The sequence below is a fragment of the Streptomyces sp. NPDC033174 genome, from assembly GCF_055577795.1.
Genome location: NZ_JBVIPQ010000015.1, coordinates 23,790 through 47,852, shown reverse-complemented (window position 1 = coordinate 47,852; position 24,063 = coordinate 23,790). Strand labels below are relative to the sequence as shown.

The window sequence follows — 24,063 nt, the reverse complement described above, 5'->3', positions numbered from 1 at the left end:
GGTCGCAGGGCGGCATCCGTACGGAACGAGGTGGCGGGATGCAGGGCGTCGGGGTCGTTCTCGAAGTCCCGGGGCATGGATGGTCTCCCACGTATACCAAAATGCTTGAATCAATGATTAATGCAAGCGTATCACTTTGGCATGATGCCGCTACCATGGCCTCCGTGACAGCACAAGAGACGCCCGAGCCCCGCATGCCGCCCCGGAGCCGGGAGCTCCGTGACACCCGCGGCAAGCTCATCCGGGCCGCCGAGCAGTTGTTCGCGGCGAATGGCGTCGACGGCGTCTCGCTCAGTGAGATCAAACGGGCTGCGGATCAGCGCAACGCGATGGCCCTGCAGTACCACTTCGGTGACAGGGCGGGGCTGCTGCGCGCCGTACTCGACAAGCACCTCCCTGCGGTGGACGCTCGCCGGGAGGTGCTGCTGCAGCAGTACGAGGACAGCGGGGCCGCCGACCTTCGCTCGCTGGCCGCCGCCCTGGTGCTGCCGGCCGCCGCGAAACTTGCGGACCCCGACGGCGGACGCGAGTTCCTGCAGATCGTGGCCGAACTGCTCAACCGGCCCGAACCCCTGGTCGAGCTCATCGTGCCGAACGAGAGCTCAAGCATCTACGCGTGGCGGCGCCTGCTGGACCCTCTGCTGACTCCCGAGTCGACCGCGGTGCTCCACACCCGCTTCACTGCCATGCGCTTCTGCCACGCCGAACTCGCCACCCGTGCCGCCGCCCGCCCTCGCAGGGACGACCGGTTGTTCACCAGCCGACTGGTCGACCTGGTCACCGCGCTGCTGGCCGCACCAGTGTCTGAACAGACCGCACGACTGCTGCATGAGCGAGACCTGAAGGACCGCACCGGCCAGCAGGCTCCGGCGCGCTGACCGAGCCGCCCTTACTGAGTTTTTCGTTAGTTGTGTGGGCCTGGTGGGTGGATGTTGAGTCCGGTGCGGACGAGGAAGGACCAGGGGAGTTGATGGTTCTGACTGATGCGGCGAATGCCTCGTTCGGTGGCGTCGGCGACGTGTGCGAGGTGGTTGCCGGCGAGGTTGGCGAGTTCGCGTGTCTTGATCGCCGACCACAGCAGTTCCACCGGGTTGAGCTCGGGTGCGTAGGCGGGTAATCGCTCGAGGGTGAGCCAGTCCTGTTCGGCGACCCAGGCCCGCATCGCACGGCTCCAGTGGGCGGACAGCCCGTCCCAGACCAGCACCACCCGCTCCCCGGCATAGAACGTTTTGACCTGTTCCAATACCTCGATCAGAGCCGCGGTGTCATGGCTTCCCGGTTTGAGGTGGAAGCACAACCGCGGACCAAGATCGGGGTCCGCGGCGTGATACCCGAGGGCCGCGGCCATCGAGGCGCGTTCCAGTTCAGCCAATGCCTCAGTGTCGGGGTGCGGCCGCGGGGTGCGTACGTGCGGCGGACTTGAGGCAGTAGCGAGACTCCTGATTCGTCGAGGAAGACGATCCAGGCACGTGTGTTCACCGCCCCCTTTTGATGCGCGGCCATTCATGGGCGATCCAGCGGGCGATCTCGGATTCGTCCCGCTCCACCGCCCGACGCTCCGGGCGCTGCAGACTCCACCCCAGCCGGCCGGTCAACAACCGCCACACCGACGCCCGCGACAAAGACACCCCCGCCACCCGCTCGACCACCAGGCCGACTCGCTCCAGCGTCCACAGATCGGCCTCGAAGCCATGCGCCTGGGCTCCCTGCTCCAGCGCGGTCCGCACCTGCTCGACCTGGGCGTCGTCCAGCTTGGGCGGACGACCCGTGGCCGGACGTCGCCGCAAGGCGTGAGCGCCACCCTTCTCCCACATCCGTTTCCACCGCCGCACGCTCTCGTCACTGACCTCCAGCATCCGGGCGATCTCGGCATTCGAGCGCCCTTGCCCGAACAACTCGGCCGCCCGCACACGCCGGGCCTCGGCCAACTGCGGTCGGGTCAAAGAGGGAACAACAGGCTTGGAGGCAACGGACGAAGGCTCGAAAGACACGACAACAGGGTTCCACCAACAAGCCCGTCACACCCACAGAACTAACGAAAAACTCAGTAGAGGTCGTTTCATTTGGTGAGGCGGCGGTGACAGATGAGGGCTGCGGCTATGCCGACGAAGGCCAGGAAGTGTTCTGTCTTGCGCTCGTATCGGCGGTGGAGCCGGCGGCAGCCGGCGAGCCAGGACACGGTCCGTTCGACGACCCATCGGTGGCGTCCGAGCCGCCCAGAGGACTCGATGCCTTTCCGAGCGATGCGGTGGCGGATGCCGCGTTTGCGGAGCCATCGGCGCAGGTGGTCGTAGTCGTAGCCTTTGTCTGCGTGGAGTTTGGCGGGGCGCCGTCGACGAGGCCCTCGCCGGGACCGGGTCGGCGGGATGCCCCGCACGAGTGCTTCAAGACCGAGGCTGTCGTGCATGTTGGCGCCGGAAATGCCCAGCGAGAGCGGCAGTCCGTTCCGGTCGGTGATCAGGTGGATTTTCGATCCAGGCTTGCCACGGTCGGTCGGATTCGGTCCCGTCAGAGGCCCCCTTTTGCCGCCCGCATGCTGACCGAATCGATCGCGCAGCGCGACCAGTCAAGTTCCCCGCGGGCCCCGAGTTCGTCGAGGATGACGCGGTGGAGCCGGGCCCAGACCCGGGCCCGGCTCCACTGGGCGAAGCGCCGGTAGACCGTCTGCCAGCTCGGACCGAACACCGGCGGAAGCTGCCGCCACGTGCAGCCCGAGGTCGCCACGAAGATGATCGCGGCCAAATGCCTCGCGGTCACCCGCCCGACGCCGGCCGCCACCCTGCGGACGTACGACCTCCGTCGGCGATACCACCCGCCTGAACAGCACCCACAACTCGTCCGGCACCAGCCGCTCAACCAGATCCGTCATGCACGGTTCAACGAACGATCACGCCATAGAAACGATGTCTAAGGCCTTCGCATCGCCGAGTCCGTCACCCCTCAGACGGAGCGAGGGATTCCTTACGTATCGTAACAGGGGGAATTCGTCCGGTAGTAATTGGATGAATTGCTGACTGAATTTCCGTCAGTAAGCCTCACTCAATTATCTCGATTCCATAACGACATCATCGAAATGGCCTGGACCTTTACGTTTCTACACGCGTAACTAGCTTCCTTTTAAAGGAACTTGATATGTCATCAGATTCAGCCGCCAAGGTAACGGTCAGGTATCTCGAAGTCCATTCCCGTTTGTCCGAATTCTCCACCGCGCCCGTCTGGCAGGCTTCCGTGCACCCACTCCTCCGACCAAGGATTTGAGGTGCGCATGACGGGTCACCGTCGAAAGAGACATGAACACCGGCGCAAGCCCCGCCGGTTGATACTCCTCACCGCCGCCATGGCGTCGGCCGCGGTGTTAGCGGGGGGCATCACCTACTTCGGGCTCGGCGACAACGCCCAGGCGGGGACCGCCGCTCAGGCCGAAGCAGCCGCGGACGCGCTCACACCGGCCGCCGCGCCGGCCCGTGACGCGGAGCCTGCGCCCATCGCGGACGCGCCCGTCAACGACACGAGGCGCGGCATGGTCTACGACGGCCTCAAGGCCGCGCCGAAGGGCGACAAGTGCGTCGGCGTCTACCGCACGGAGGCCGGGCTGTGCAGCCATGGTCCCGACGCCCCGCCGAAGGGCGTCGACATCAAGGCCGACGTCGCCCCCGTCGTCAAGACGAAGGCCGTGGCTTCCGATCCGGCCCGCCCGGAGTCCGGCGAAGTGGCTGCCGCCGAAGTCAGCGGGCGTCCTCAGGGCGCGCCCGCCGCCGACGCAGCATCCGCCAAGGCCCCGGCGTCGAAGGCCCCGGCCCCGGCCCCCGCCGGCGGCAGCGGCAAGGCCGCGGCCGCCGGGCCCGCCGGGCAGACCGTCCAGTGCGACGGTGACGGAAGCACCGGCAGCCGCGTCCAGGTCGTATACGTGCACGGCCCCGGCCGCGACCGCTACTCGGAGTACTTCGCGTCGTTCCGCAAGTGGGCGGCCGACGCCGACCTCATCTACTCGGCGAGCGCCCAGGAGACCGCGGGCGTCCGGCACATCCGCTACGTGACGGCCGCCGACTGCACGCCGACCGTGCTCAACATCGAGCTCCCGGCCTCCGCCCTCGCCGAGTTCAGCGCCACCAACAACGCGCTGGCCGCCAAGGGCCTCGACCGCCGCGACCGCAAGTACATGATCTTCGCGGACAGCCAGGTCTACTGCGGCATAGGCACGTTCGCCGGCGACGAGCGCCCCGGCCAGAACAACCTGAGCAACTTCGGCCCCTCCTACGGCCGTACGGACTCCGGCTGCTGGGGCGGCCACACCGCCGCGCACGAACTGGGCCACAACCTCGGCGCAGTCAACAACAGCGCCCCCAACACCAGCCGCGGCGCCCACTGCACGGACGAGTGGGACGTGATGTGCTACTCGGACACGCCGTACTACCCGCAGATGCGCAACATCTGCACCAACAAGGCGTCCGAGAACATCCTGGACTGCAACCACGACGACTACTTCCACACCAGCCCCAAGCCGGGCAGCTACCTGGCCACACACTGGAACATCGCCGACAACCAGTTCCTGATGAAGGGCAAGGGCGGCAACCCGAACCCCGACCCCAACCCGCAGCCCACCCCCACACCCACCCCGACCAAGAAGCCCGGTGGTGGGCCAGCCGTAACCGTCGGCCAGATCCGGTCCAACTCCGCGGTGGCAAGCTGGCCCAAGGTCGAGGGCGCCGCCTGGTACCAGGTGCTCCTCAACGGCAAACACCTCACCTGGGTCCAGTCGCAGACGCTGAACATCCACAACCTCCAGCCCGGCACGGAGTACAAGGTCGCCGTCTCGGTGCGCGACGCCGCCGGCCGTGACAGCGGCCCCGGCAACGTCGCCACCTTCCGCACCACCGGCGCCGGCGGCGGCACCGTCACCCCCGGCACCCGCTACACCCTCGGCAACGGCAGCACCGGCATGGCCGCCGAACTGTGGGGCGGCCGCAGCGCCGACGGAACCCTCCTCGTGGGAGCCCGCTCCAACGGCTACGCCCAGCAGCAGTGGCTGTTCGAGGACGCCGGCAGCGGGCTGTTCCGCATCAAGTCCGCGGTGTCCGGCAAGTGCCTGCAAACGGGCGGCGCCCCGGCCCAGGGCATGTGGATCGCGCAGCAGCCCTGCGGCAGCGCCGCCACCCAGCAGTGGAAGCTGAACTCCCGCTCAGGCACCACCACCATCACCGACGCGGGCGGCGGATACGCCCTCACCGTGAGCAACCGCCCGTACTACGGCGAATTGCTGCTCGACCTCCAGCGTGCCGACGGGCGCGCAACGCAGGTCTGGACGGTCCAGAAGGTCGGCTGACCTTCGACCGTCTGATCAACCGCCGGCGGACGGCCACCTTCCCTCTGCGGCCGTCCGCCGGCTCCCTCACAGCACCCCACATCCACCGCACCGCAGCGGTGGCAGCCCCTCGCATCCCCACCGCACCAGGAAGCACCACAACGATGCGTACACGCCACAGCCCCCGGGCACGTACCGGACTCGGGGTCCTGTTCCTCCTCCTCGCCCAGCCCCTGGCTCTGGCGCCCCCGGCCCAGGCCCACGGCGACACCGTCAAAGTCGTGATCACCGGGCAGCGGGAAGGCCACCTCACCACCGACATCACCTGGGAGAACGACGGGGACGCCATCGAGGAGGCGGTCGCCGCCACGGTGAACGCGACCAGCGCGGACGGCACCCGCAGCGTGGGCCCCTGGAAGCTGGTCCGGGATTCCGGCACGCGCACCGGCTGGAGCACGGCAGAGGTCCTGCCACCCGGCACCTGGAAGGTGCACGTCAACATCGGGTTCCCCGCCCTCGGACACGCCGAACGCGAGGTCTCCGTACCGGTCGTCGACCCGGCACCGCCCAGCACTTCCGCCGCGCCCACCCCTCCCGTTCCTGTTCCTGCGAGCCCTTCGACCACAGCCGTGCCCTCGGCCGCCGCATCCGTACAGCCCGCCCCGGCCAGCGACGGGAGCACCCTCTCCTGGGCCACGACGGGCTTGGCCATGGCCGCCCTCGCCGGGGCCGCTTCCGGGATGCTGCTGGTCCGCCGGGCCCGATCCCGCAGGCAGCCGCGGGGCGACGGGTGAAGCGGTCCGTAACCAGCGCGTCCTGTGAGCCCAAGCGTCGTGGCGGCCGTGATGTTTCCGCGCCGTTCCGTTCCGCGCCAGCTGGCTGACTGCCCGTCACCTAACGGTGCGCCGCCCGCCGGGCCAGGCGCCCTTCGACATCTGTCGCGCAGACCGGACGACCGGGCTGCCCGGCAGGCAAGTTCCGTATTTCTCAGATCAAGGAGCATGATGCACAAGCGTCGCGCGTCCCGCCGCAAGAAAGCGCTGATAGCCGCGATCACCGCCGCAGTCTCCGGCGGTCTGCTGTTCGGCTTCGGTGCCCTCGCCCAGGCCGATGTGGTCAGCGGCACGGTCATCGGCGGCCAGGGCAACTACAAGACCATCAACCACCGGGCCAAGCCGTCCCTCTCGGCCCAGGTGAAGGGATCCTCGAAGGTAGGCGACAGGATCCAGATGTCCTGCCGGACCACCGGCGACACCGTGGAGAACAACCCGCGGTGGATCTACACCGGCTCGTACTACATCGCTGACGCCTTCATCTACGAGAACACCACGGCCCTTCCGGCCTGCGGTTCGAACCCGAACCCGAAACCCGTGACCGCGAAGACGCTCAGCATCGACATGCAGAAGCAGGTCAGGACCCAGTGGTGCTGGGACGCCTCCGGCGTGACCATCGCCAAACACTGGGGCCGCTCCGTCAGCCAGGAGCGGTTCTGCCAACTCGCCGCGCAGGGCACCTGGGTGGACTGCAACAACCAGCCCGCGACGCTGGAGGACATGGCCAACGGCCTGGCCAAGCTGGGGCTGAGGAACAGCGGCCGCAGCCTGTACCGCAACGCCTCGTTCGGCGAGTCCGCCGCCGAGATCGACGCGAACCGCCCGTTCGCCGTCCGGTTCGGCTGGCGCACCGGCGGCGGTCACATGAACGTCATCTACGGCTACGACAAGGCCACCAACATGATCGCGGTCGGCGACCCGTGGCAGACCACCCAGACCTACACCTGGTGGAACCACTCCACATACACGAACAACAACTCGTTCCAGTGGACCCACTCCCGCATCGGCATCCAGGGCTGAGGAGCAGACCGACCATGCAGACCACGCGACACGCCAGGCACGCGACACCCCGGGCCGCCGTCCTCGCCACGACCGCACTCGCCGCCGTCCTGTGCGGAATCGTTCCCGCACAGGCCGCGGAGGGCGACGGCATCGCGGGCTACCAGTCCGCCCAGCAGGCCATCCGCAGCGACCAACTCCGCGACACCGTCTCCCGCTTCCTGGTCTCGGCCCGACAGCCCCGCAGTGCCCCCGCCGCGGACGGCGGCGCCGTCGGCACCCCCGGGAACGCACCCGCCGCGGACGCCGCGCCGCCCGGGTTCGATCTCAAGGACCCGGTGCCGATGTTCGAGCTCAGCCCCGAGTTCGTGACCGGCAAGACCCAGGCGACCCCTCAGACTGCGCTCCGGCTCTCCTACCTGGCCTCCCGGGTGACCGCATCCGACGGCAAGAACGCCGCCGTACTGCTCGCGCCCAAGGGGAACGCCGCCACGACGGGAAGCGGCCCGCGGAACGTCGGTGCCGAGGGCTGGCAGCTGGCCGGCATCCGCGACGGGGACGCCGAGGTCGGCTTCGCCGAGCGCGGCACTGCACAGGCCCGTACCTTCACCGAGCCGCAGATCCACGCCTGGTACCGGCTCACCGCCGACGGCATGGTCAAGCCGCTCAACAAGGAGGCGACCACCGGCCTCGGCGGAAAGCGCGGCGTCACCCTCGCCGCCTACCAGAAGCTGGTCACCGCCCGCTACGGCGACAAGATGCCCGGCTCGGCGTACGACCGCAAGGGCCTGGCCGGCGGATACGGCGGCCTCGTTGAGAAACAGCCGGAACAGGTCCCCGCCGCGTCCGGGACACCGGCGGCCGAGGCGTCCTGGCAGCCGATCTCCGTCAGCGCGGCCGCAGCCCTGGTGGCGATCGGCGGTGCGGGGGTGTACGTGCGCCGCCGGCAGACGGCCGGCGTCCGCTGACCCGACCCCATGAGGGCCGGGCCCCTCCGTGCGCAGCCTGACGACTTCCATCGTCGGATATGCATGAGCTCGGGAAGGAGGCCCGGCCGTGCGGTCCACGTCGGTATCGACGTGGACCGCCGCCGGCGCTACCGGGCCCGAGCAGCAGTGAGCCTTTTCAGCTAGCTCACTGATGACCTGGGTGCAGCACGCACCAGCCTCCGACGCATGATCCGAGAAGAGAACAGGAGCTTTGAGAAGACCGTGTAACTCACGCCGTGCCCGGCCCGCGCCGTCCCGGTATCTCAAAGTTCCTACAGGTCGAACTGCTTGAGCCAATCGATGTTTCCCGCGCCGGTAACGGCGCCGCCCGCAGGTACGGCCTCCCGGCGACTGCACGAGGTGCCAGCCTTGGCCCGCCGCTACGGCTTCGATGTCGCCCACCCGGTGCAGTGGGAGGTGGAGGCACTGGAGACGGGCGTACTCCAGCGTCTGGTCCTCGCCGCCGTCGACCTGCACATCGACCCCGACATCTACGTGGGCTGGTCGCTCCTACGTCCGGGTGCAGCGGATGAGCGACACGGCCGCGGCCGGGGATAGGGCGCGCTCAGTCGGTTGCGCGTCAGCCGGGGCCGCCGCGCCCTGCCACCGTCAACGGCGGCGACGAGCGTGCCACGCGTAGGGAGCGTGGGGTCGGTCGTGTGGTCGGGAGCACGCCGGTCACGATCAGGCGCGGGACTTCTGGAGCGCTCCGGGCATGCCGGATGATCCAGATGCTGTCTTCGATGTCGCGGTATCCGGCGGAGTGGTCGCTGGCATCGCCGACAAGCAGCAGAGCGAAGGGCGGCCCGGTGGCCGTGTAATTGGCGGCCTGAGCGAGGTAATCCCGCTCGACAGTTTCGTGGGTCTTCCACCGCGTGGTGCGCCATTTGGTTTCGGCGACGAAGCGGCTCCCGAGCTCGGGCGTATAGATGACATCTGCGCGCCCGCTGGCGACGTCCCACTTCTCCCGTTCCACGCTGCCTGGTGGAAAGAGAGGGCCGATGTGCTGGTGGAAGTCGACGGCGCCCTCGGCGTTCTTGCGCGTCGGCCCGAGGTAGGCGGTGCGCTCACCGTAGAGGTTGGCTTGGGCGTCGAACCGGTCGTAGAGGAAACGCAGGAAGTGCTCCAGCAGCGGGGTGAAGTAGTGGCTGTCGCTTGGCTTCCAGGCCGGGCTGGTCTTCAGGATGTCGAGCAGGGTCTCCAGGTGTGTGTCCACGCGAGCGTTGCCGGTGGGGGCGTAGTCCCTGGCGAGTTGGTGCGCGAGGTTCTCGAGCCGGTCGAGCTGGTGAGGCTCGAGGTCGTCGCGTAGGCCGGTGGCGTCAGAACGGAAGAGCGCGGCAAGTGCGGGACGGCCCTCCAGGGCTTTTCCCGGCACCGCCTCCTGCCGTGCCATTTCACCAGCCGACTGCTGGCGCCGCTGGCGCACAGCGTCGTACAGCGTCTGGGCGTCCGGGTGGTCGGTGAACTGAGGGTCGTGGGTGAGAGCCTGCTCCAGCTGGTGCAGCAGGCCTTGGCTGTGTACGAACGGCGCCTCCACGGCCGGGCTGATCAGCGCCGTGAGCCCTGGGGAGTCCTTGACAGGGGCGCGGATGCTGCGGCTGGCGAGGTAGACGTGCAGGAGGTCGTTCAGCGCGTCGGCGGGGTTGTACCAGCTGGGCTGGTCCAGGTGTGTCTGTGCGGTGTTGAGGGTGGTGACGAGCTTCGACCAGGCGCTTTGGGTCAGGCTGCGGGCGCTGAGCCAGTCGAGCTGGTGCATTCGGCCGGTCCAGGCAGTGAGGTGCGCGGCTGTGATGTCGAGCTGGTCGGCGGCGTCGGTGAGCCGTTGCCTGGCGCTCTTGTCGCCTGTCGGGTGCTGTTCGAGATCGGCGAAGGCGAGGACGGCCTTGATGGCGGCGGAGTGGGCGCGGGCGTCTAGGGCCTGTTGCGAAAGTTGATCGTCTGTCAGGCCTGCCTGGGATGCTCCGCGCATGGAGATGACAGTGCAGCTGACGATCGACTGCTCCGATCCGCAGAGAATGGTGACGTTCTGGGCCGAAGCCCTGGGCTACGTGCCTGAGCCTCCGCCGGGCGGGCACGCCACGTGGCGTGCTTACTGGGCGGCGGTGGGGGTGCCCGAGGCAGAGTTGCCGGCCGGTGCCGGGGATATTCCGGAGTCGATCACCGATCCCGCGGGACGTGGACCGAGGGTGTGGTTCCAGCAGGTTCCGGAGCCGAAGGCCGCCAAGAACCGGTGGCACTTCGACCTGAAGGTCGGTGGGGGCCGTGACGTCCCACTGGACGTCCGCACACAGCGGGTCCAGGCCACGGTGGAACGGCTGGTCAAAGCTGGTGCCACCGTGCTGCGGATTAAGGATGAGCCGGACATGGGGCTCTACGCCGCCGCCATGCAGGACCCCGAGGGCAACGAATTCGACGTCGTCTGAGGGTCGTTGCGACGGTGCTGGTCACAGCCATTCGTTGATGGCTGCGACCAGCACGGTTGCTTAGCGGACGGCGAGTTTGTCGTACCTCGTGGCGACGGCCCGGTGGCGCTTGAGGCGGTTGATCCCGCACTCGACCGCGTGCCGCTGCTTGTAGTCGTCCTTGTCGAACGTCGGCGGCCGGCCGCCGCGCGAGCCGCGCTTGAGCCGGTTGCGAACCCGGTCCGCAGGCACCGGGATGGTGGCCTTGATCCCGCGTCTGCGCAGGTAGGAACGGTTGCTGCGGGAGTCGTACGCCTTGTCGGCCCGCACGCGGTCCGGCCGCTTGCGTGGCCGGCCCAGCCCGAGCCGGGGGACCCGGATCGCCTCCAGGACCGGCTCGAACTGCGGGGAGTCACCCCGCTGCCCGGCCGTGATCACCACCGACAGAGGCTTTTGCCCCTGCTCGACCGCGACGTGGATCTTGCTGGTCAGTCCGCCGCGGGACCGTCCGAGACCGTGGTCGGCCGGCTCGACGAAGACTCCGCCGGGCGGCTCCTTCTGGAGGTCCCCCTTTTCGCCGCCCCTGCGGCGTGCTGGTGGGCCCGGCAGACGGTGGAGTCGACGTTCACGTCCCAGGTGATCAGGCCCTTGGCGTCCGCCTCAGCCTGGAGCTGCGTGAGGATCCTCGCCCAGGTGCCGTCCCGCTGCCAGCGCCGGAACAGGTCATAGACCCGGTCCCACGGCCCATAGCGTTCCGGCACGTCGCGCCAGGGGGCACCGGTCCGGGTCCGCCACCTATGCCGTCTATCAGCTGCCGCCGCGTCCACACCTGCGGCCGACCCGGCTTGATACCCCGCGGCAGCAGAGGCTCAAGCCGGGCCCACTGGCCGTTCGTCAGATCCCCACGTCCCACAGGAAGTGATCATCAACGAACAAGATCCACTTTTGCAACAGACCCTAGCCGCGCCTGTGGGTTCCCGGGCCGCTCGTGCGGCCCGGGAACCCGGGGCGTAGCTCCGCAGGGTGATTTTTGCCCTCGCGTACCCGTAGGCGGCTTGTGCGGTGCGCTCCCAACTCGCCCCAGAATCAGGGCTATTGACGATAAGCGGGATCTTTCGGCATGTTTCATCAGAAGCGGAATACACCCAGGTCGCGCACGGTGTCGGCCAGGGCGCGGATGAGGTCGTTCTCGGCTTCGGTCCGCCAGACCAGAGCGAAGTGCATGGTGGCCATGTCGGGGAGGGGAAGCCATCGGATGTGCGACATGCCCCAGTACCTGATGACGTGGCTGGGGAAGATGTTGATGATATCGCCCATACCGACGTGGCTGATCAGCTCATCGGAGCTGTCCGAGGTTGCGGATGTGAGGCGCTCGATCGGTCGGCCGCGTGGGGTGTAGAAGGGCAGATAGCTGTCCTCCCAGTAGTCCGGCATGACGTGGGCAGTGCCGTGCGGGAAGTCGGCGAGCAGCTCCAGTGGCACGGTGTCCCGTCCGGCGAGCGGGTGGTCGGCGGCCACAGAAAGGATCCGGGCGTCGGTGCACAGGGTCGGCCCGACGGTGAAGTCCGGCTCTTCCACCGGCAGCCAGACAACCATGACGTCCATGGCACAGCTGCGGAGCTGGCCGAACAGATCATTGAAGGGTGCTGGGCGGATCTGGAGTCCCCAATGCGGATACCGCGAGCGGAACGCCTTCCAGTAGGGGTGCAGATCGGCGACGTTGAAGGGCATCATGCTGACGCGGAGCTGTGCGGTGATGCCGCGGGCCGCCAGCCTGGCGCGCTCAAGGGATGTATGCAGGCCCGCGTAGACCGGTTGCAGATCGTCGCGGAACTGCCGGCCGACCTCCGTCAGGCGAACCGTGCGGCTGGTGCGGGCGAACAGCTCGGCCCCGATGCGCCGCTCCTGCTTCTTGATGGCCTGGCTGACGCGTGCCTGGGAGACGTGCAGCCGCTGTGCGGCTCGGCCGAAATGCAGCTCCTCCGCCAGCACGAGGAAGATCTCGATGTCCCGCAGCTCCACCGGCCCCCGCCCCCTGTGTTGATAACCCAGCGGTTATCGAACCGCGTGGAAGTATGGCTTGATCATATGCACGGATCGCAAGATCGTTTGAGGCATGCAAGCACGCATGAAGAAACGTGAAGAACGCCGCGTTCGTCCGGCCCGATGAGCGACGCCATCGACCTGACCGTGATTTACGCGATGCATGGCGCCCTGCGCCGGGAACTGGCCCAGCTCGACCGGGTCACCACCGCCGCGGACCGTGACCCGGTGCGCGTACTGGCCACCTCTGCCGGATGGACACTGTTCAAGCAGGCCCTCCGCGCGCACCACGCTGCCGAGGACAGCGCGCTGTGGCCGTCACTGCGGCTGAATCTGGCCGGCCGCCCGAAGGACCTGGCGCTGCTGGAGGTGCTGGAGGCCGAGCACGCCGCCATTGCTCCGGTGGTCCAGGCCATCGACGAGCTGCTGACCGAGCCCGGAGCCGACCCGCTGTGGCTGGGTCAGCTCATCGACGCGCTGACCCGCGGCCTGGCCGGACACCTCAAGCACGAGGAGGACACGGCCATCCCGCTGATGCGGCGGACGCTGACCGCCGAGCAGTGGGCCCATTTCAGCCAGGTCCACGCCCAGCACATCGGCAAGGACGCACCCCTTCTGCTGCCGTGGCTCCTGGACGGCGCCGACAAGCCGACCATGACGAGGCTCCTCGCCCAGCTGCCCGCGCACGCGTACGCCGCCTGCACCGCCCGATGGATCCCGGCGTACGCCGCTCTCGACCGTTGGAGTGCAGGCACCACGGCCTGACACACCTTCACCACGCCGCCCTCTTGGTCCATCGCCCGGCCGAATTCGCCCCTCGACCTCTACCACGAAAGGCATCACAGTGTCCCCATCCGCACACGTCACGCCGCTCCAACGAGTCTCGGATACCGAGGCCGCCGCGTGGCACAAGGTCGTTGCAGCCTCGACGGCCCACGACCGGCCGGGAGTACCGGCCCCCGACCCCGGACATATCCACGCCCAGCTCACCCAGGTCGCCCTTGGCAGCCGCCGGCTGACCTGGCTCGCCACCGCGGCGGACGGCGCCCCCGTCGGAGTTGCCGGCCTGCGGCTGTTCACCTCAACGGGCCAGCAGCACCTGGCCGAACTGGAACTCCACGTCGATCCCGCACACCGGCGCCTGGGAACCGGCTCGCTCCTCCTGTCGGCGGTCGTGGCGGCCTGCCGCGCCGAGGGCCGGCGCAGCCTCGTCGCGGCAGCCGCGGCCGACAGCCCGGGCGAGGCGTTCAGTGAGCGCCACGGCTTCCGCCGGGTGCTGGCACTGGACCACCTGCTGCTCGACGTCGCGCGGGCCGACGATGCCGCGGCCGACGCCGAGCATCCCGGCTACGAACTGGCCGGCTGGACCGGCACGGTTCCCGACGACCTGGCCGAGGCGTTCGCCGCTGCCAAGAACGCGATGAACGACATGCCCATGGGCGACATGGATTACGGCAGCCAGACCTGGACCGCCGACCGGGTCCGGGCCATGGCCGAAGTGCTGGCCCAGCGCGGTGACGTACTGCTGACGATCGCCGCGCTCAGCAAGGGGGAGATGGCCGGATACACCGAGATCGTCATCCGGGCCGGGGAGACCCGCCGGGCACTGCAGTACGACACCGCCGTGGTGCCCGCACACCGCGGCCACGGGCTCGGGCTGTGGGTCAAGGCAGAGATGGTGCGCAGGCTCCGCGCCGAGCAGCCCGGAATCGTGGAGATCGAGACCGACAACGCCCAGGACAACACACACATGCTCGCCGTGAACCGGCAGCTGGGCTTCCGCTTCCACCGCAGCACCCACGAATACCAACTCGACCTGCCCACCACCTGACCACTCCACCACCTGGCCGTGCCACGGCCTGACCACCCCACCGCCTTGGCCGTGCCACGGCCTGACCACCCCACCAAGGAGAACGCCCCATGCAGAAGTTCGAGACCCCCGGCGCGATCGCCGCCGTTGTGGAGATACCTGCCGGACGCATCAGCATCCTCGCCGCCGACCGCGCCGAGACCACCGTCGAGGTGCGTCCCGCGGACGCCGGGAAGGGCCGCGATGTGAAGGCCGCGGAGCAGACCACGGTCGAGTTCGGCGACGGCGTGCTGCGCGTCATCGCGCCGGAGGCGAGGAACCAGGTGCTGAGCAACCCCGGATCCGTCGAGGTGACGGTTCAGCTCCCCACCGGCTCCCGCGTCGAGGCCGCCTCCGCCGCCGCAGAGGTGCGCACCGAGGGCCGGCTCGGCGACGTCGCCGTCCATGGCGCCCACCGCCGCATCGAGATCGCCGACGTGGAAGGCCTGCGTCTCACCTCCGTCGACGGCGATGTCCGCGTCGGTCGGCTGGGCGGCCCCGCGGAGATCTCCACCGCGCGGGGCGGCATCACCATCGGCGAGGCGGTGCGCGGCAGGGTGGTGCTCCGTACTCAGCACGGCGACATCTCGATCGCCGCCGCCCCCGGCGTCTCCGCCACGCTGGACGCCGACCCCGGCCACGGCCGCGTCAGCAACGCCCTGAAGAACAACGGCTCCCCCGTGCTGGAGATCAGCGCCACCAGCGGCAACGGCAACATCTCCGCCCGCAGCCTCTGACCCCCCTCATCCGTCACCTCCTCCTTCCCCCTCCACCCGACACTTCCACCCGACCAGGGAGCACCCCACCATGTCCCAGTTCACCGCTTCCGGACAGCGCAAGATCCGCGACGTGCTGGCCCGCCACGTCGACTCCGGCAAGATTCCCGGCGTGGTCGCCCTGTACAGCAAGGACGACGAGACGCACGTCGAGACGCTCGGCACGATGCAGCACGACGGCGGCGCCCCGATGCGCCGGGACACCATCTTCCGGATGGCGTCCACCTCCAAGCCGGTCTCGATAGCGGCGGCGATGGTGCTGCTCGACGAGTGCAGGTTGCGGCTGGACGACCCGGTGGACCGGTGGCTGCCGGAGCTGGCGGACCGTCAGGTGCTGAAGGCGTTCGACGGCCCGATCGACGAGACCGTCCCGGCGCGCCGTCCAGTCACCGTCCGGGACGTGCTGACCTCCACCTTCGGCCTCGGTATGGACATGACCTCGATCGGTACGCCGATCATGAACGAGGTCTTCGCACAGGGGCTGACGCCCAACCTGCCCACGCCGATGCCCGAGCAGGACGAGTGGCTGCGCCGCCTGGGCGCGCTGCCGCTGATGCACCAGCCCGGCGACCACTGGCAGTACCAGCTCGCCAGCGACCTGGTCGGCGTACTGGTCTCCCGGGTGACCGGCAAGACCTTCGAGGAGGCGCTGCGCGACAGCGTCTTCGGCCCGCTGGGGATGGAGGACACCGGCTTCCACGTCCCGGACGACAAGATCGATCGGCTGCCGGTCCTCTACGCCCCCGACCCGGCGTCCGGCGAGTTCCACGTATGGGACGAGTCCAAGGGCGGCCGGTGGAACAGCCCTCCGGCGTTCCATGGCGGTGGCGGTGGTCTGGTCTCCACCGCGGACGACTACCACGCCTACTTCAAGATGCTGCTGAACGGCGGCAAGCACCGCGGCGAGCGGATCCTGTCCAGGCAGGCGGTGCAGCTGATGACCACCAACCGCCTCACCCCCGCGCAGAACGCCGCCCGCACCGAGCTGGCCACCAACAACGTCCACATCTCCTTCGGCCAGGGCCAGCACGGCGGTTGGGGCTTCGGAATGGCGGTGCGGACCTACCGCGGCGACTACGCTCCCGTCGGCCAGTTCGGCTGGGACGGCGGCGCCGGCACCTCCACCTACGCCGATCCCGTCAACAACGTCGTCGGCATCCTCCTCACCCAGGTCGGCACCTCAGTCCCCGACTCGGTCCACCTGATGCACGACTTCTGGACCACTCTGTACCAGGCGATCGGGGACTGATCGCCGGCAAGTCCGTTTCCTCAGCACATGCGGATGGGGCAGTGGTCGGACTGCACCCATGCCGCGCCCGGAGCGGCCCAGGGCCCACGTCGCGATGGACTGCTACGCCCTCGTCTCCGTACCCGGAACCGAAGGCACCCGCGAACTGCCCTGGGCCCGCTCATCCCGCTGATCAGCACCGCCCGACACGAACCCGCCCCAACGGGCGCGAGGCAGGCAAGACCCGGAAGACCCGGATCCTGCCGCACCGACCCGGCCGATGCCGGCACCTGCAGAATCGAGAAACACGACATGCGTGTGCTGTTGATGGCGTACGGATCGCGCGGCGACATCGCGCCCCTGGCGGGACTGGCGGCGTAGTTGCGGAAGCTCGTCCGGCGGTACGCGTGTGCGCACCGCCGGACGAGGAGTTCGCCGAACTTCTGGCCGGTGTCGGCGCGGAACTGGTGCCTTTCGGGCGGGATGTGCGCGCGCTGCGGACGGGAGCGCCGCCGTCGGACGCGGCCGCCTTCAAGGCGGCCGAGAACGGTGACGTGCTGGTGGCGAGCGGTCTGATGCCGGCCGGCATCAGACCGCTCGGTGGCCGAGAAGCTGGGCATCCGCTACGTGTACGCGGGCTCGAGGCCTGCGACTACGTGTACGCGGGCTCGAGGCCTGCGACGAGTGAGACTTTGACGCGGATCCGCCGACCGAGGCGGAGGTGCGGGTCACCCGTGAGCTCTCGCAGGAGGTCCGGGCGAGCATGCATGAGCCGTCGGCGGTCCCGGGGCAGGCATGGAGGCAGTGTCAGACCCGGCCCATACCCTCCGGCCGTGACGGACATGCAGATGATCTCTCACCCGCCCACTCTGGTCGGGACGACAAGACCTGCGAGGCGTTCCCGCCGGGAACCTCCCTGTACCCGCCGTGTGAACGGCCGATTCGGTCCAACAGGCCGTGCGACTGCGCTCGATCCGACAGTGGCGGCGGACGATGCCGGAGTTTTGTACCGGGCCTGGGGCAGAGGAACTCACCGTGCCGTGCGGCTTGCCTGCCATCGGCAGAGGGTTGTGCAACGCCCATTACCAGCAGCACAAGCGTGGCGGCGAGCCGGTGTCCTTGTTCACCCTGCGGATCAGCCAGGACGAGGCGTATTCGCTGTTGGAAGCCGGCTTGAAGCGGTGGGCCGCCTGCAAGAACGTCAATTGAGTGAGAACGAGTTGGGCGAGTCAGTCCGGGACCTACGGCATCTCCTGGACCCCTGATTGATCTTGCTCTGGCAAAGGACCATTTGTGCGAGCACAGTCCTCTGCCGGGGGTACCGACGATCAGGGGGTGGTGAAGTCGGCAGTGTGGTCGGTTGCCCAGGTGGTGAAAGGGCGGGCGGGGTGGCCGGTGAGGTGTTCGACGGTGACATCGCAAGCGCGGTACGGACCACCCCGGACCTTGCCAGGACTGCGCTCGCGGAGCTCCTCGCGCGCCATGGCGAGAGCCCCGACGACCTGACCGAGGCCGCGTTCTCCGACGGGGGCGCATTACGAGCCCTTCCGGCGACGCATCTGCGGGGAGTGAGGTGACGCGGACGAAGGGCTGAAGCCTGGATTACCAACGGCGTCACAGGCCAGGGCTTCGGCGTAGTCGCGTGACGCCCGGTTCGTGACGAGCTGTCAGTTCGGAGCTGGCCCCGGAATGTGACAGGCACAGCTTCCAAGATCATGGAGTTCTCAACGCCCCATGATCCGAGTGGGAGACCGTGCCTGTCGACGCATCATTGCTGATGGGTGTGGCTCCTTTGGAGGGCGAGCGTACCCAGGTGCGTTCCGCTGGTGGCGGGCTCCGCTCCCGGGCCCGGCGGTCAGCGGTAGTAGGGCTCGACCGCGGGCCGTACCTCGTCGAGCAGCGCGGGGCCGTCCTGCGGCACGGGCGGTCGGTTGCTGCCCGGCCTGATGTCCAGGAGCTGCTCGTTGGACAGGGCGAACACCACTCGCCGCAGCCCTGCCCATTGGATGACGGCCTCGCACATCCCGCACGGCTGGCAGCTGGTGTACATCGTGGTGCCTGCCGCCGTCTGCGCGTCGAGCTCTCTTGCGGCCCACCTCGCCAATTTGAGTTCCGGGTGTGCGGTGACGTCGTTGTCGGTGAGGGTCGTGTTGTACTCCTCGGCCAGGACCGTCCCGTCCGGTCCTGCCAACAGAGATCCAAAGGGCGGATTTCCGCTCGCGCGTGCCCTGGCCGCGAGCGAGATGGCCTGTCGGAGGAGGGTGTGGTCGTCGGGTGTGGTCATGACTGCTCCATCGTGGTGCGGAATGGGGTGCCGGGCTCGTGGAAGTGCGCGGCCACGGTGGCGAGGGCCTGCCAGGCCGCCTGCGGGTGACACGTCGCGCGGGGGTCGCCCGGGTAGGTGTCGAGGACGACGGACTTGGCGCCCAGCAGCCGCAGTTGGTCGAGATCGTCCATGATCTGGTCGATGGTGCCCTCCCCGGCGAGCCGTCCCGCTCCGTCGACCGGTTCCTTGGTGAGTCGCAGGGCGATGCGGGGAGCCAGGGCGGGCACGGGCAAGTGCTGCTCGTCCGCGTACGTCTCCAGCCTGCCCGCGGCTTCGCGCAGCCACGGCACGGTGGGGCGGAGCGGATGCCATGCGTCTCCGAGTCGTACGGCCCGGCGCAGCCCCGCGTCGCTGTTTCCGCCGACCCACACCGGGATCCGGCGCTCTCCGTAGGACGCGGTGTCCTTCCAGGCGGCCCGGATGTCCCGCAGGTGGTCGTCGGTAAGTTGTCCGCGCTGTGAGAACGGGATGTCGAGGGCGGCGAACTCCTGCCGTGCCCAGCCCACCCCCACGCCGAGGACCAGCCGGCCGCCGCTCAGCTCATTCAGATTGGCCGCCATCCGGGCGGTGAGCAGCGGGTGCCGGTAGGGAGCGATGAGGACCGTCGTGCCGAGCTGGATACGGGTGGTGAGGCCGGCCAACCAGGACAAGGTGGTGAAGGGCTCGTAGAAGGGTGCCGGATAGCGCTCGGCGACATCCGGCGTGATGGCTATGTGGTCCGAGATCATCAGTAGGTCGAAGCCCAGGCCCTCCACGGTCTGGGCCCAGCTGCGCAGCACTCCGGGGTCAGTGCCCGGGCCGAAATTGGGGACGTTCACTCCGATCTTCACAGGGCCCAACCCTAGGCAGGACGTATGGGTCGTCAGAAGGGATTCCCGCCTGTTCAGAGGCGGTTCAGCCGTGGATCCGCCGGTAAAATGGACGCATGACCGAGAGTCTTGACGCGACGGACTGGGCGATCCTGACAGAAGTCCAACGGGACGGCCGGATCCCGTTCACCGAGCTGGCACGGCGGGTGAACCTGAGCGCGTCGGCGACCAAGGAGCGAGTGCGCCGACTCGAGGAGGCCGAGGTGATCACGAGGTACCGTGCGGAGGTGAACCCGGAGCGGACCGGTTACCCAGTGATGGCGGTGGTCCGCCTTAAGTACCCGGGGCCGGGAACCCGGCACGAGCCGCTGCGCCGGCTGCTGGAGGAGCGCCCGGAGATCCTGGAGTGCCTGCGCACCACCGGAGACGACTGCTACATCATGAAGGTGGCGGCCACGTCGATGGCCCACCTGGAGGAGATCGTCGACGAGCTGGCCGAGTTCGGGAGCACCACCACCAACCTCGTCCTCAGTCGGACGCTCCCGTTGCGCGGCTTGGGGGTGCCTCGGGGGAACACCGTCAGGTAGGCGCGGATGCCACTCCACCGCCGGGGCCCGGGCCTGGCGCCCAGCAGCGGCGACCGCCCCAAGCCCCCCGGAAGACCATCGCCGTCGGGTCCAGCTCCTATTGAAGGGACGGTCCCACCGGCACAGACCCTGCGGATTCACTAGTGGCAACGCACCGGCTCAGCTCGTCCCTCCAAAGGAGCTACACCCGTTGCTGATCCCGCCGGCCCTTGACCAGCTCCGCGAGCATCCCGAGGTCGTGTCCGAGAGGTACCGCGCCTGCTGGAGCGACTGGCTGAGGTGCCCGACCGCGGGACCCACGCGGCGTACGGCATGCTCTGGTTGCCGTGCTCGCGCTGACCGCGTGCGCGGTTCTGACGGGGGCGACCTCTGTGCTGGCAGTCAGCGAGTGGATCGCCGACGCCCCGCCGCACATCCTGGAACGCCTCGGCATACGCCTCGACCCATTACTCCCAAAGCGGCTCCTGCCTGCGGAAACGACGGTCAGGAGGCTGCTGGCCCGCATCGACGGCGACGCGCTGGATCGGGCGGTCGGACGCTGGCTCGCCGACCGCCGCCCGAAGGTGACCGGGCCGCGCGGTCTCGCAGTGGACGGCAAAAGCCTGCGCGGCGCGGCCAAAGCGAACGGCCGCAAGATGCACCTGCTCGCCGCACTGGAGCACACCACCGGCCCGGTCCTGGCCCAGCTGGACGTCGGCGAGAAGACGAACGGGATTGTCGTTTCGTGGGGGTGTAGTTGAGGTGCTGAGGTAGGCGGCGTGGCGGGGGAGCGTGCCCTTGTGGTGTGCCCGCAGATCGAGTGCTGCTTCCACGCCCGTGATGAGCTCGCGGAAGGGTTCGTGTTTCCCCAGGCGTGCGGGGAATGCTCCGCATTCCACCAGGGAGGCCCGCCCGGCGAGTTGTGCTCCGCGTACCCCGGAGAACAGGGCGGTGGTGGTGACGTCGATGCCGGCGTACACGAAGGTCGCGCGGATGCGTTCGGTGAGGTCTTTGAGGAGATCGGCGGTTTCCGCGCCGGTGGTGGTGCGGGGGTTGAGGCGGTGGATCTCGTCGATGAGGATCAGGCGGACGCCGGTGTGGTTGTAGGTGTGGCAGACGGCGTCGGTGATCTGGGCCTGCGTCATCCGGCCGGTCACGGGAATGCCGAGGTAGCGGGCGAACTCGGTCGCGAGGGCTTTCGCACTCGCCGCGGGCGGGACAAGCACATACGCCACGGGCACCGATGCGTGCGCGCTGCGGTCCGATGGCGGGTGCTGTCGGGTGTGGGCGAGGTGGCAGGTGCGCCCGGTATGCAGGAGGGCGGTGGTCTTTCCGGCCGCTGCCGGCCCGGTGACGATCAGCGAGGGCCGTGCGGTGGTCTGCTGGTGCTGTCCCAGGATCATCAGCGTGCGCACGGTCGTGGTGAGGGTGTCGATGGCCGGGGTCCGTACCGTGACGAACGCGGAGTGTGACAAATCCATAAAGGATCACTGCATGAGTGATGCGTTGAGCTGCTGATCTAGTGATCGTTACGGGATTTCTAGTCGTCGTGCCGTATTGATCTGAGCTGGGGTTTCCGTGGAGGCTCAAGAGCCAAAGAGTCCTCTGAAATGCGAGTTCAGTGATCGTTGCGGAATCTAGTGATCGTTGAAGGATTTTCTACTGTCGGGTGGATCAGGCGGAGCGAGTCTGTGCTGGTCAGGGGTGGTGTGGTGGCGTGGGAGTGAGGTGGGCCAAGAGCGCGGCTGCGGGCGTGGTCGGTGGTGACAAGCTGGTTGGCTGGCCTCGTGCAAGGAGGTTGATCTCCGCGTATCCGTGATCAGGAGGAGGACCTGGCCAGGTGCCCGTCGTACCGTTTCCCGGTGGGGTGTCAGTGCCTGCTCCTAACTTGATCTTTAACCTGTGCGGCGGGGCCGTGGGGTCGTTGACTTCTTCGTTCGCTGTTTCCTAAGACGTCGTTTCAGTTGGTGAGTCGGCGGTAGCTGATGAGGGCTGCGGCGATGCCGACGAAGGCGAGGAAGTGGTCGGCTTTTCGCTCGTAGCGGCGGTGCAGTCTTCGGCATCCGGCCAGCCAGGAGACCGTTCTTTCGACGACCCAGCGGTGTCGGCCGAGCCGCGTGGACGACTCGATGCCTTTGCGGGCGGTGCGGTGGCGGATGCGACGCTCGCGAAGCCATTTTCGCAGGTGATCGTAGTCGTAGCCCTTGTCGGCGTGGAGCTTGGCCGGACGCCGGCGGCGCGGGCCGCGGCGGGAGCGGATGGGCGGGATCCCACGTACGAGCGGTTCCAGGCCGAGGCTGTCGTGCATGTTGGCGCCGGAGATGCCCAGCGACAGTGGCACGCCGTTTCGGTCGGTGATCAAGTGGATTTTCGATCCAGGCTTGCCGCGGTCGGTCGGATTCGGTCTCGTCAGCGGCCCCCTTTTGAGGCCCGCACGCTGACGGAGTCGATCGCGCACCGCGACCAGTCCAGCTCGCCCCGAGCACCGAGTTCGTCGAGGATGACCCGGTGCAGCCGGGCCCAGACCCGGTCCCGGCTCCACTGGGCAAAGCGCCGGTAGACGGTGGGCCAGGCCGGCCCGAACACCGGTGGCAGCTGCCGCCAGGTACAGCCCGAGGTGGCCACGAAGATGATCGCTGCCAGGCATTCGCGGTCACCGGCCCGACGCCGCCCGCCGCCCTGCGGGCGTATGACCTCCGTCGGCGGGACCACCCGCCGGAACAGCACCCACAACTCGTCCGGCACCAACCTCTCGACCAGATCCGTCATGCACGGCTCAACGAGCGATCACGCCATCAGAAACGACGTCTTAGACCCCTTGGACGTGCCACCGTCCAGGTGTGGTGAGGAGTCCGCAGCCGCCGGCGGCAACACCCACGAGTGCAGCCGCCTGATCACAACAGGGAGTTCGCATGAGTCGCAAACGCCATGCCGCGGGGGGCCGTACGCCCGCCCCGCACCGTCTCACCGGAACCGAGACCGCCGTCATCATCGTCATCGTCCTGACCAGCGTCGCACTCGCGTGGGGCGGCATGGATCCGGGCACCGTCCTCCGACTGCTCACCGGTGCCGGTCTGATCGCGGTGGGGGCTGTGGTGACACTGCGCTTCGGCCGCCGGGTCCCGCTGCCCCTGCCGATAGTTTGAGGGGGCGTCATGGGACGTCCTGAGAAGCCGATCGCCGCGCTCAACCTGGGTCTCCTGGCTCTCGCCGGGTGGCTGCGAGAGATCCGTACCAACGCCCAGCTCACGTATGTCGAGCTCGCGGCGAGGACCGGCAACGCGTACTCGGCCACCACGCTGCAGCGCGCTGCGAGCGGTGAGCGCGTCCCGCGCCTGCCGGTGGTGGAGGCGTATGCCGTGGCCTGCGGCCAATCGTTGGAGCAGGCCCGTCGCCGCTGGCGCCACGCGCGTGCCGTGGAGCACAGCATTATGCACGTGCTCGGCAGTGCTCCCCGACCCCGACTGGTCGAGAACGCGGCGGAACTACGTGCCGCTCTGCGCGAGATGTACCACCGGGCCGGTGCTATGCCGCTGCGCGAGATGGAACGCCGGGCTGGCCTGGGGCGTCTGCCGCGCAGCACGATGCGCCGCATGCTCGACGGCACCACCATGCTCAGCAAGGACCAGATGCTGGCCTTCCTCACGGTCTGTGACGTGCCCGAGCGTGAACACCAGGACTGGCTGGACGCTCTGTCCCGGGTGTGGGACAAGAGGCACTCCTGGTACGACAACGAACTCTTCAAGAACCTGAACGAGCCCGCCGAGCAGTTCATCCGGGACGAGCAGAACCACCGGATCGAACGCAAGCCCCCGTCAGGCCGGGGCCGCTCGACGAGCAACGCGGGCGCGCAGCGCTCGCAGTTCGCTCGCGGCGGCCCTGCCAACAAGAACGGACAGCGGCTGAAACGCGGTGTCACGACTACCGGGTAAGAGCGATTG

General features: G+C 68.5%; 24 protein-coding genes and 3 pseudogenes. 17 read left to right on the top strand and 10 right to left on the bottom strand.

The window, feature by feature from the left end; all coding sequences use genetic code 11:
* Positions 1 to 164 precede the first annotated feature (164 nt).
* Positions 165 to 878: a TetR/AcrR family transcriptional regulator gene (locus ACZ5VC_RS31955; RefSeq protein WP_359125234.1), complete on the top strand. Its 714-nt coding sequence runs from the start codon at positions 165 to 167 to the stop codon at positions 876 to 878.
* 26 nt (positions 879 to 904) lie between these two features.
* On the opposite strand, the gene ACZ5VC_RS31950 is transcribed toward ACZ5VC_RS31955, so the two are convergent.
* The 3 genes and pseudogenes from ACZ5VC_RS31950 to ACZ5VC_RS31940 all read right to left on the bottom strand — a co-directional run bounded on the left by ACZ5VC_RS31950 (position 905) and on the right by ACZ5VC_RS31940 (position 2,869).
* Positions 905 to 1,372: a transposase gene (locus ACZ5VC_RS31950; protein WP_469123468.1), complete on the bottom strand. Its 468-nt coding sequence runs from the start codon at positions 1,370 to 1,372 to the stop codon at positions 905 to 907.
* 103 nt (positions 1,373 to 1,475) lie between these two features.
* Positions 1,476 to 1,991, bottom strand: a complete 516-nt coding sequence (locus ACZ5VC_RS31945) for a winged helix-turn-helix domain-containing protein (protein WP_469123467.1) — start codon at positions 1,989 to 1,991, stop codon at positions 1,476 to 1,478.
* 68 nt (positions 1,992 to 2,059) lie between these two features.
* Positions 2,060 to 2,869: pseudogene (locus tag ACZ5VC_RS31940) on the bottom strand (IS5 family transposase).
* Between the two features lie 396 nt (positions 2,870 to 3,265).
* Between ACZ5VC_RS31940 and ACZ5VC_RS31935 the strand changes: the two are divergent.
* The 5 genes from ACZ5VC_RS31935 (at position 3,266) to ACZ5VC_RS31915 (ending at position 8,681) form a co-directional block, all read left to right on the top strand.
* Positions 3,266 to 5,323: an RICIN domain-containing protein gene (locus ACZ5VC_RS31935; RefSeq protein ID WP_469123466.1), complete on the top strand. Its 2,058-nt coding sequence runs from the start codon at positions 3,266 to 3,268 to the stop codon at positions 5,321 to 5,323.
* A gap of 143 nt (positions 5,324 to 5,466) precedes the next feature.
* Entirely contained in the window at positions 5,467 to 6,096 is a 630-nt protein-coding gene (locus tag ACZ5VC_RS31930) for a hypothetical protein (protein ID WP_469123465.1), read from the top strand.
* 210 nt (positions 6,097 to 6,306) lie between these two features.
* On the top strand, positions 6,307 to 7,155 hold the full coding sequence (locus tag ACZ5VC_RS31925) for a papain-like cysteine protease family protein (protein ID WP_469123464.1): 849 nt from the start codon (positions 6,307 to 6,309) through the stop codon (positions 7,153 to 7,155).
* A 14-nt stretch (positions 7,156 to 7,169) separates the two neighbouring features.
* Entirely contained in the window at positions 7,170 to 8,102 is a 933-nt protein-coding gene (locus ACZ5VC_RS31920; RefSeq protein WP_469123463.1) for a hypothetical protein, read from the top strand.
* 390 nt (positions 8,103 to 8,492) lie between these two features.
* Positions 8,493 to 8,681, top strand: a complete 189-nt coding sequence (locus ACZ5VC_RS31915) for a hypothetical protein (RefSeq protein WP_469123462.1) — start codon at positions 8,493 to 8,495, stop codon at positions 8,679 to 8,681.
* Positions 8,682 to 8,703: 22 nt separating this feature from the next.
* On the opposite strand, the gene ACZ5VC_RS31910 is transcribed toward ACZ5VC_RS31915, so the two are convergent.
* Positions 8,704 to 10,092, bottom strand: coding sequence for a hypothetical protein (locus tag ACZ5VC_RS31910; RefSeq protein ID WP_469123461.1), 1,389 nt, complete (start codon positions 10,090 to 10,092; stop codon positions 8,704 to 8,706).
* Here ACZ5VC_RS31910 and ACZ5VC_RS31905 point away from each other — a divergent pair.
* A complete protein-coding gene (locus ACZ5VC_RS31905) occupies positions 10,091 to 10,546 on the top strand; it encodes a VOC family protein (protein ID WP_469123460.1) in 456 nt (151 codons plus the stop codon). The two genes, ACZ5VC_RS31910 and ACZ5VC_RS31905, sit on opposite strands and share 2 nt — an antisense overlap.
* A gap of 60 nt (positions 10,547 to 10,606) precedes the next feature.
* On the opposite strand, the pseudogene ACZ5VC_RS31900 reads toward ACZ5VC_RS31905, so the two are convergent.
* Positions 10,607 to 11,438, bottom strand: a pseudogene (locus ACZ5VC_RS31900) (IS5 family transposase).
* A 215-nt stretch (positions 11,439 to 11,653) separates the two neighbouring features.
* Positions 11,654 to 12,547 (bottom strand): LysR family transcriptional regulator, encoded by an 894-nt coding sequence (locus ACZ5VC_RS31895; RefSeq protein WP_469123459.1) that lies wholly within the window; start codon positions 12,545 to 12,547, stop codon positions 11,654 to 11,656.
* Between the two features lie 144 nt (positions 12,548 to 12,691).
* Between ACZ5VC_RS31895 and ACZ5VC_RS31890 the strand changes: the two genes are divergently transcribed.
* The 6 genes from ACZ5VC_RS31890 to ACZ5VC_RS31865 all read left to right on the top strand — a co-directional run bounded on the left by ACZ5VC_RS31890 (position 12,692) and on the right by ACZ5VC_RS31865 (position 17,998).
* Positions 12,692 to 13,333, top strand: coding sequence for a hemerythrin domain-containing protein (locus ACZ5VC_RS31890; protein ID WP_469123458.1), 642 nt, complete (start codon positions 12,692 to 12,694; stop codon positions 13,331 to 13,333).
* Positions 13,334 to 13,412: 79 nt separating this feature from the next.
* Positions 13,413 to 14,399 (top strand): GNAT family N-acetyltransferase, encoded by a 987-nt coding sequence (locus ACZ5VC_RS31885; RefSeq protein WP_469123457.1) that lies wholly within the window; start codon positions 13,413 to 13,415, stop codon positions 14,397 to 14,399.
* A gap of 89 nt (positions 14,400 to 14,488) precedes the next feature.
* Positions 14,489 to 15,154 (top strand): DUF4097 family beta strand repeat-containing protein, encoded by a 666-nt coding sequence (locus tag ACZ5VC_RS31880; RefSeq protein ID WP_469123456.1) that lies wholly within the window; start codon positions 14,489 to 14,491, stop codon positions 15,152 to 15,154.
* Between the two features lie 70 nt (positions 15,155 to 15,224).
* The gene (locus tag ACZ5VC_RS31875; RefSeq protein ID WP_469123455.1) at positions 15,225 to 16,442 is read left to right on the top strand and encodes a serine hydrolase domain-containing protein; all 1,218 of its coding nucleotides are present in this window, start codon (positions 15,225 to 15,227) and stop codon (positions 16,440 to 16,442) included.
* Positions 16,443 to 17,468: 1,026 nt separating this feature from the next.
* The gene (locus tag ACZ5VC_RS31870; RefSeq protein WP_469123454.1) at positions 17,469 to 17,630 is read left to right on the top strand and encodes a hypothetical protein; all 162 of its coding nucleotides are present in this window, start codon (positions 17,469 to 17,471) and stop codon (positions 17,628 to 17,630) included.
* 179 nt (positions 17,631 to 17,809) lie between these two features.
* Positions 17,810 to 17,998, top strand: a complete 189-nt coding sequence (locus tag ACZ5VC_RS31865; RefSeq protein ID WP_469123453.1) for a hypothetical protein — start codon at positions 17,810 to 17,812, stop codon at positions 17,996 to 17,998.
* Between the two features lie 278 nt (positions 17,999 to 18,276).
* Here the strand turns inward: ACZ5VC_RS31865 and ACZ5VC_RS31860 are convergent, their stop codons facing one another.
* On the bottom strand, positions 18,277 to 18,705 hold the full coding sequence (locus ACZ5VC_RS31860; RefSeq protein ID WP_469123452.1) for a nucleoside deaminase: 429 nt from the start codon (positions 18,703 to 18,705) through the stop codon (positions 18,277 to 18,279).
* Positions 18,702 to 19,577, bottom strand: coding sequence for a TIGR03619 family F420-dependent LLM class oxidoreductase (locus ACZ5VC_RS31855; protein WP_469123451.1), 876 nt, complete (start codon positions 19,575 to 19,577; stop codon positions 18,702 to 18,704). The genes ACZ5VC_RS31860 and ACZ5VC_RS31855 overlap by 4 nt, the downstream gene beginning before the upstream one ends.
* Before the next feature lie 95 nt (positions 19,578 to 19,672).
* On the opposite strand from ACZ5VC_RS31855, the gene ACZ5VC_RS31850 reads away from it, so the two are divergent.
* Positions 19,673 to 20,143 carry an Lrp/AsnC family transcriptional regulator gene (locus tag ACZ5VC_RS31850; protein WP_469123450.1) on the top strand — a complete coding sequence of 157 codons (471 nt, stop codon included), beginning with the start codon at positions 19,673 to 19,675 and terminating at the stop codon, positions 20,141 to 20,143.
* A gap of 326 nt (positions 20,144 to 20,469) precedes the next feature.
* A pseudogene (locus ACZ5VC_RS31845) lies at positions 20,470 to 20,628 on the top strand (ISAs1 family transposase); the annotation flags it as partial.
* On the opposite strand, the gene ACZ5VC_RS31840 reads toward ACZ5VC_RS31845, so the two are convergent.
* Both ACZ5VC_RS31840 and ACZ5VC_RS31835 read right to left on the bottom strand, forming a co-directional pair.
* Positions 20,590 to 21,537: a TniB family NTP-binding protein gene (locus tag ACZ5VC_RS31840; protein WP_469123449.1), complete on the bottom strand. Its 948-nt coding sequence runs from the start codon at positions 21,535 to 21,537 to the stop codon at positions 20,590 to 20,592. The pseudogene ACZ5VC_RS31845 and the gene ACZ5VC_RS31840 sit on opposite strands and share 39 nt — an antisense overlap.
* Positions 21,538 to 22,082: 545 nt before the next feature.
* A protein-coding gene (locus ACZ5VC_RS31835; protein WP_469123448.1) for an IS5 family transposase occupies positions 22,083 to 22,891 on the bottom strand; the annotation gives its coding sequence in 2 pieces (ribosomal slippage) (positions 22,083 to 22,541 and positions 22,544 to 22,891; 807 coding nt in all).
* Between the two features lie 143 nt (positions 22,892 to 23,034).
* On the opposite strand from ACZ5VC_RS31835, the gene ACZ5VC_RS31830 reads away from it, so the two are divergent.
* Positions 23,035 to 23,268: a hypothetical protein gene (locus ACZ5VC_RS31830; RefSeq protein WP_469123447.1), complete on the top strand. Its 234-nt coding sequence runs from the start codon at positions 23,035 to 23,037 to the stop codon at positions 23,266 to 23,268.
* 9 nt (positions 23,269 to 23,277) lie between these two features.
* Positions 23,278 to 24,054, top strand: coding sequence for a helix-turn-helix domain-containing protein (locus tag ACZ5VC_RS31825; RefSeq protein WP_469123446.1), 777 nt, complete (start codon positions 23,278 to 23,280; stop codon positions 24,052 to 24,054).
* Positions 24,055 to 24,063: the final 9 nt, after the last annotated feature.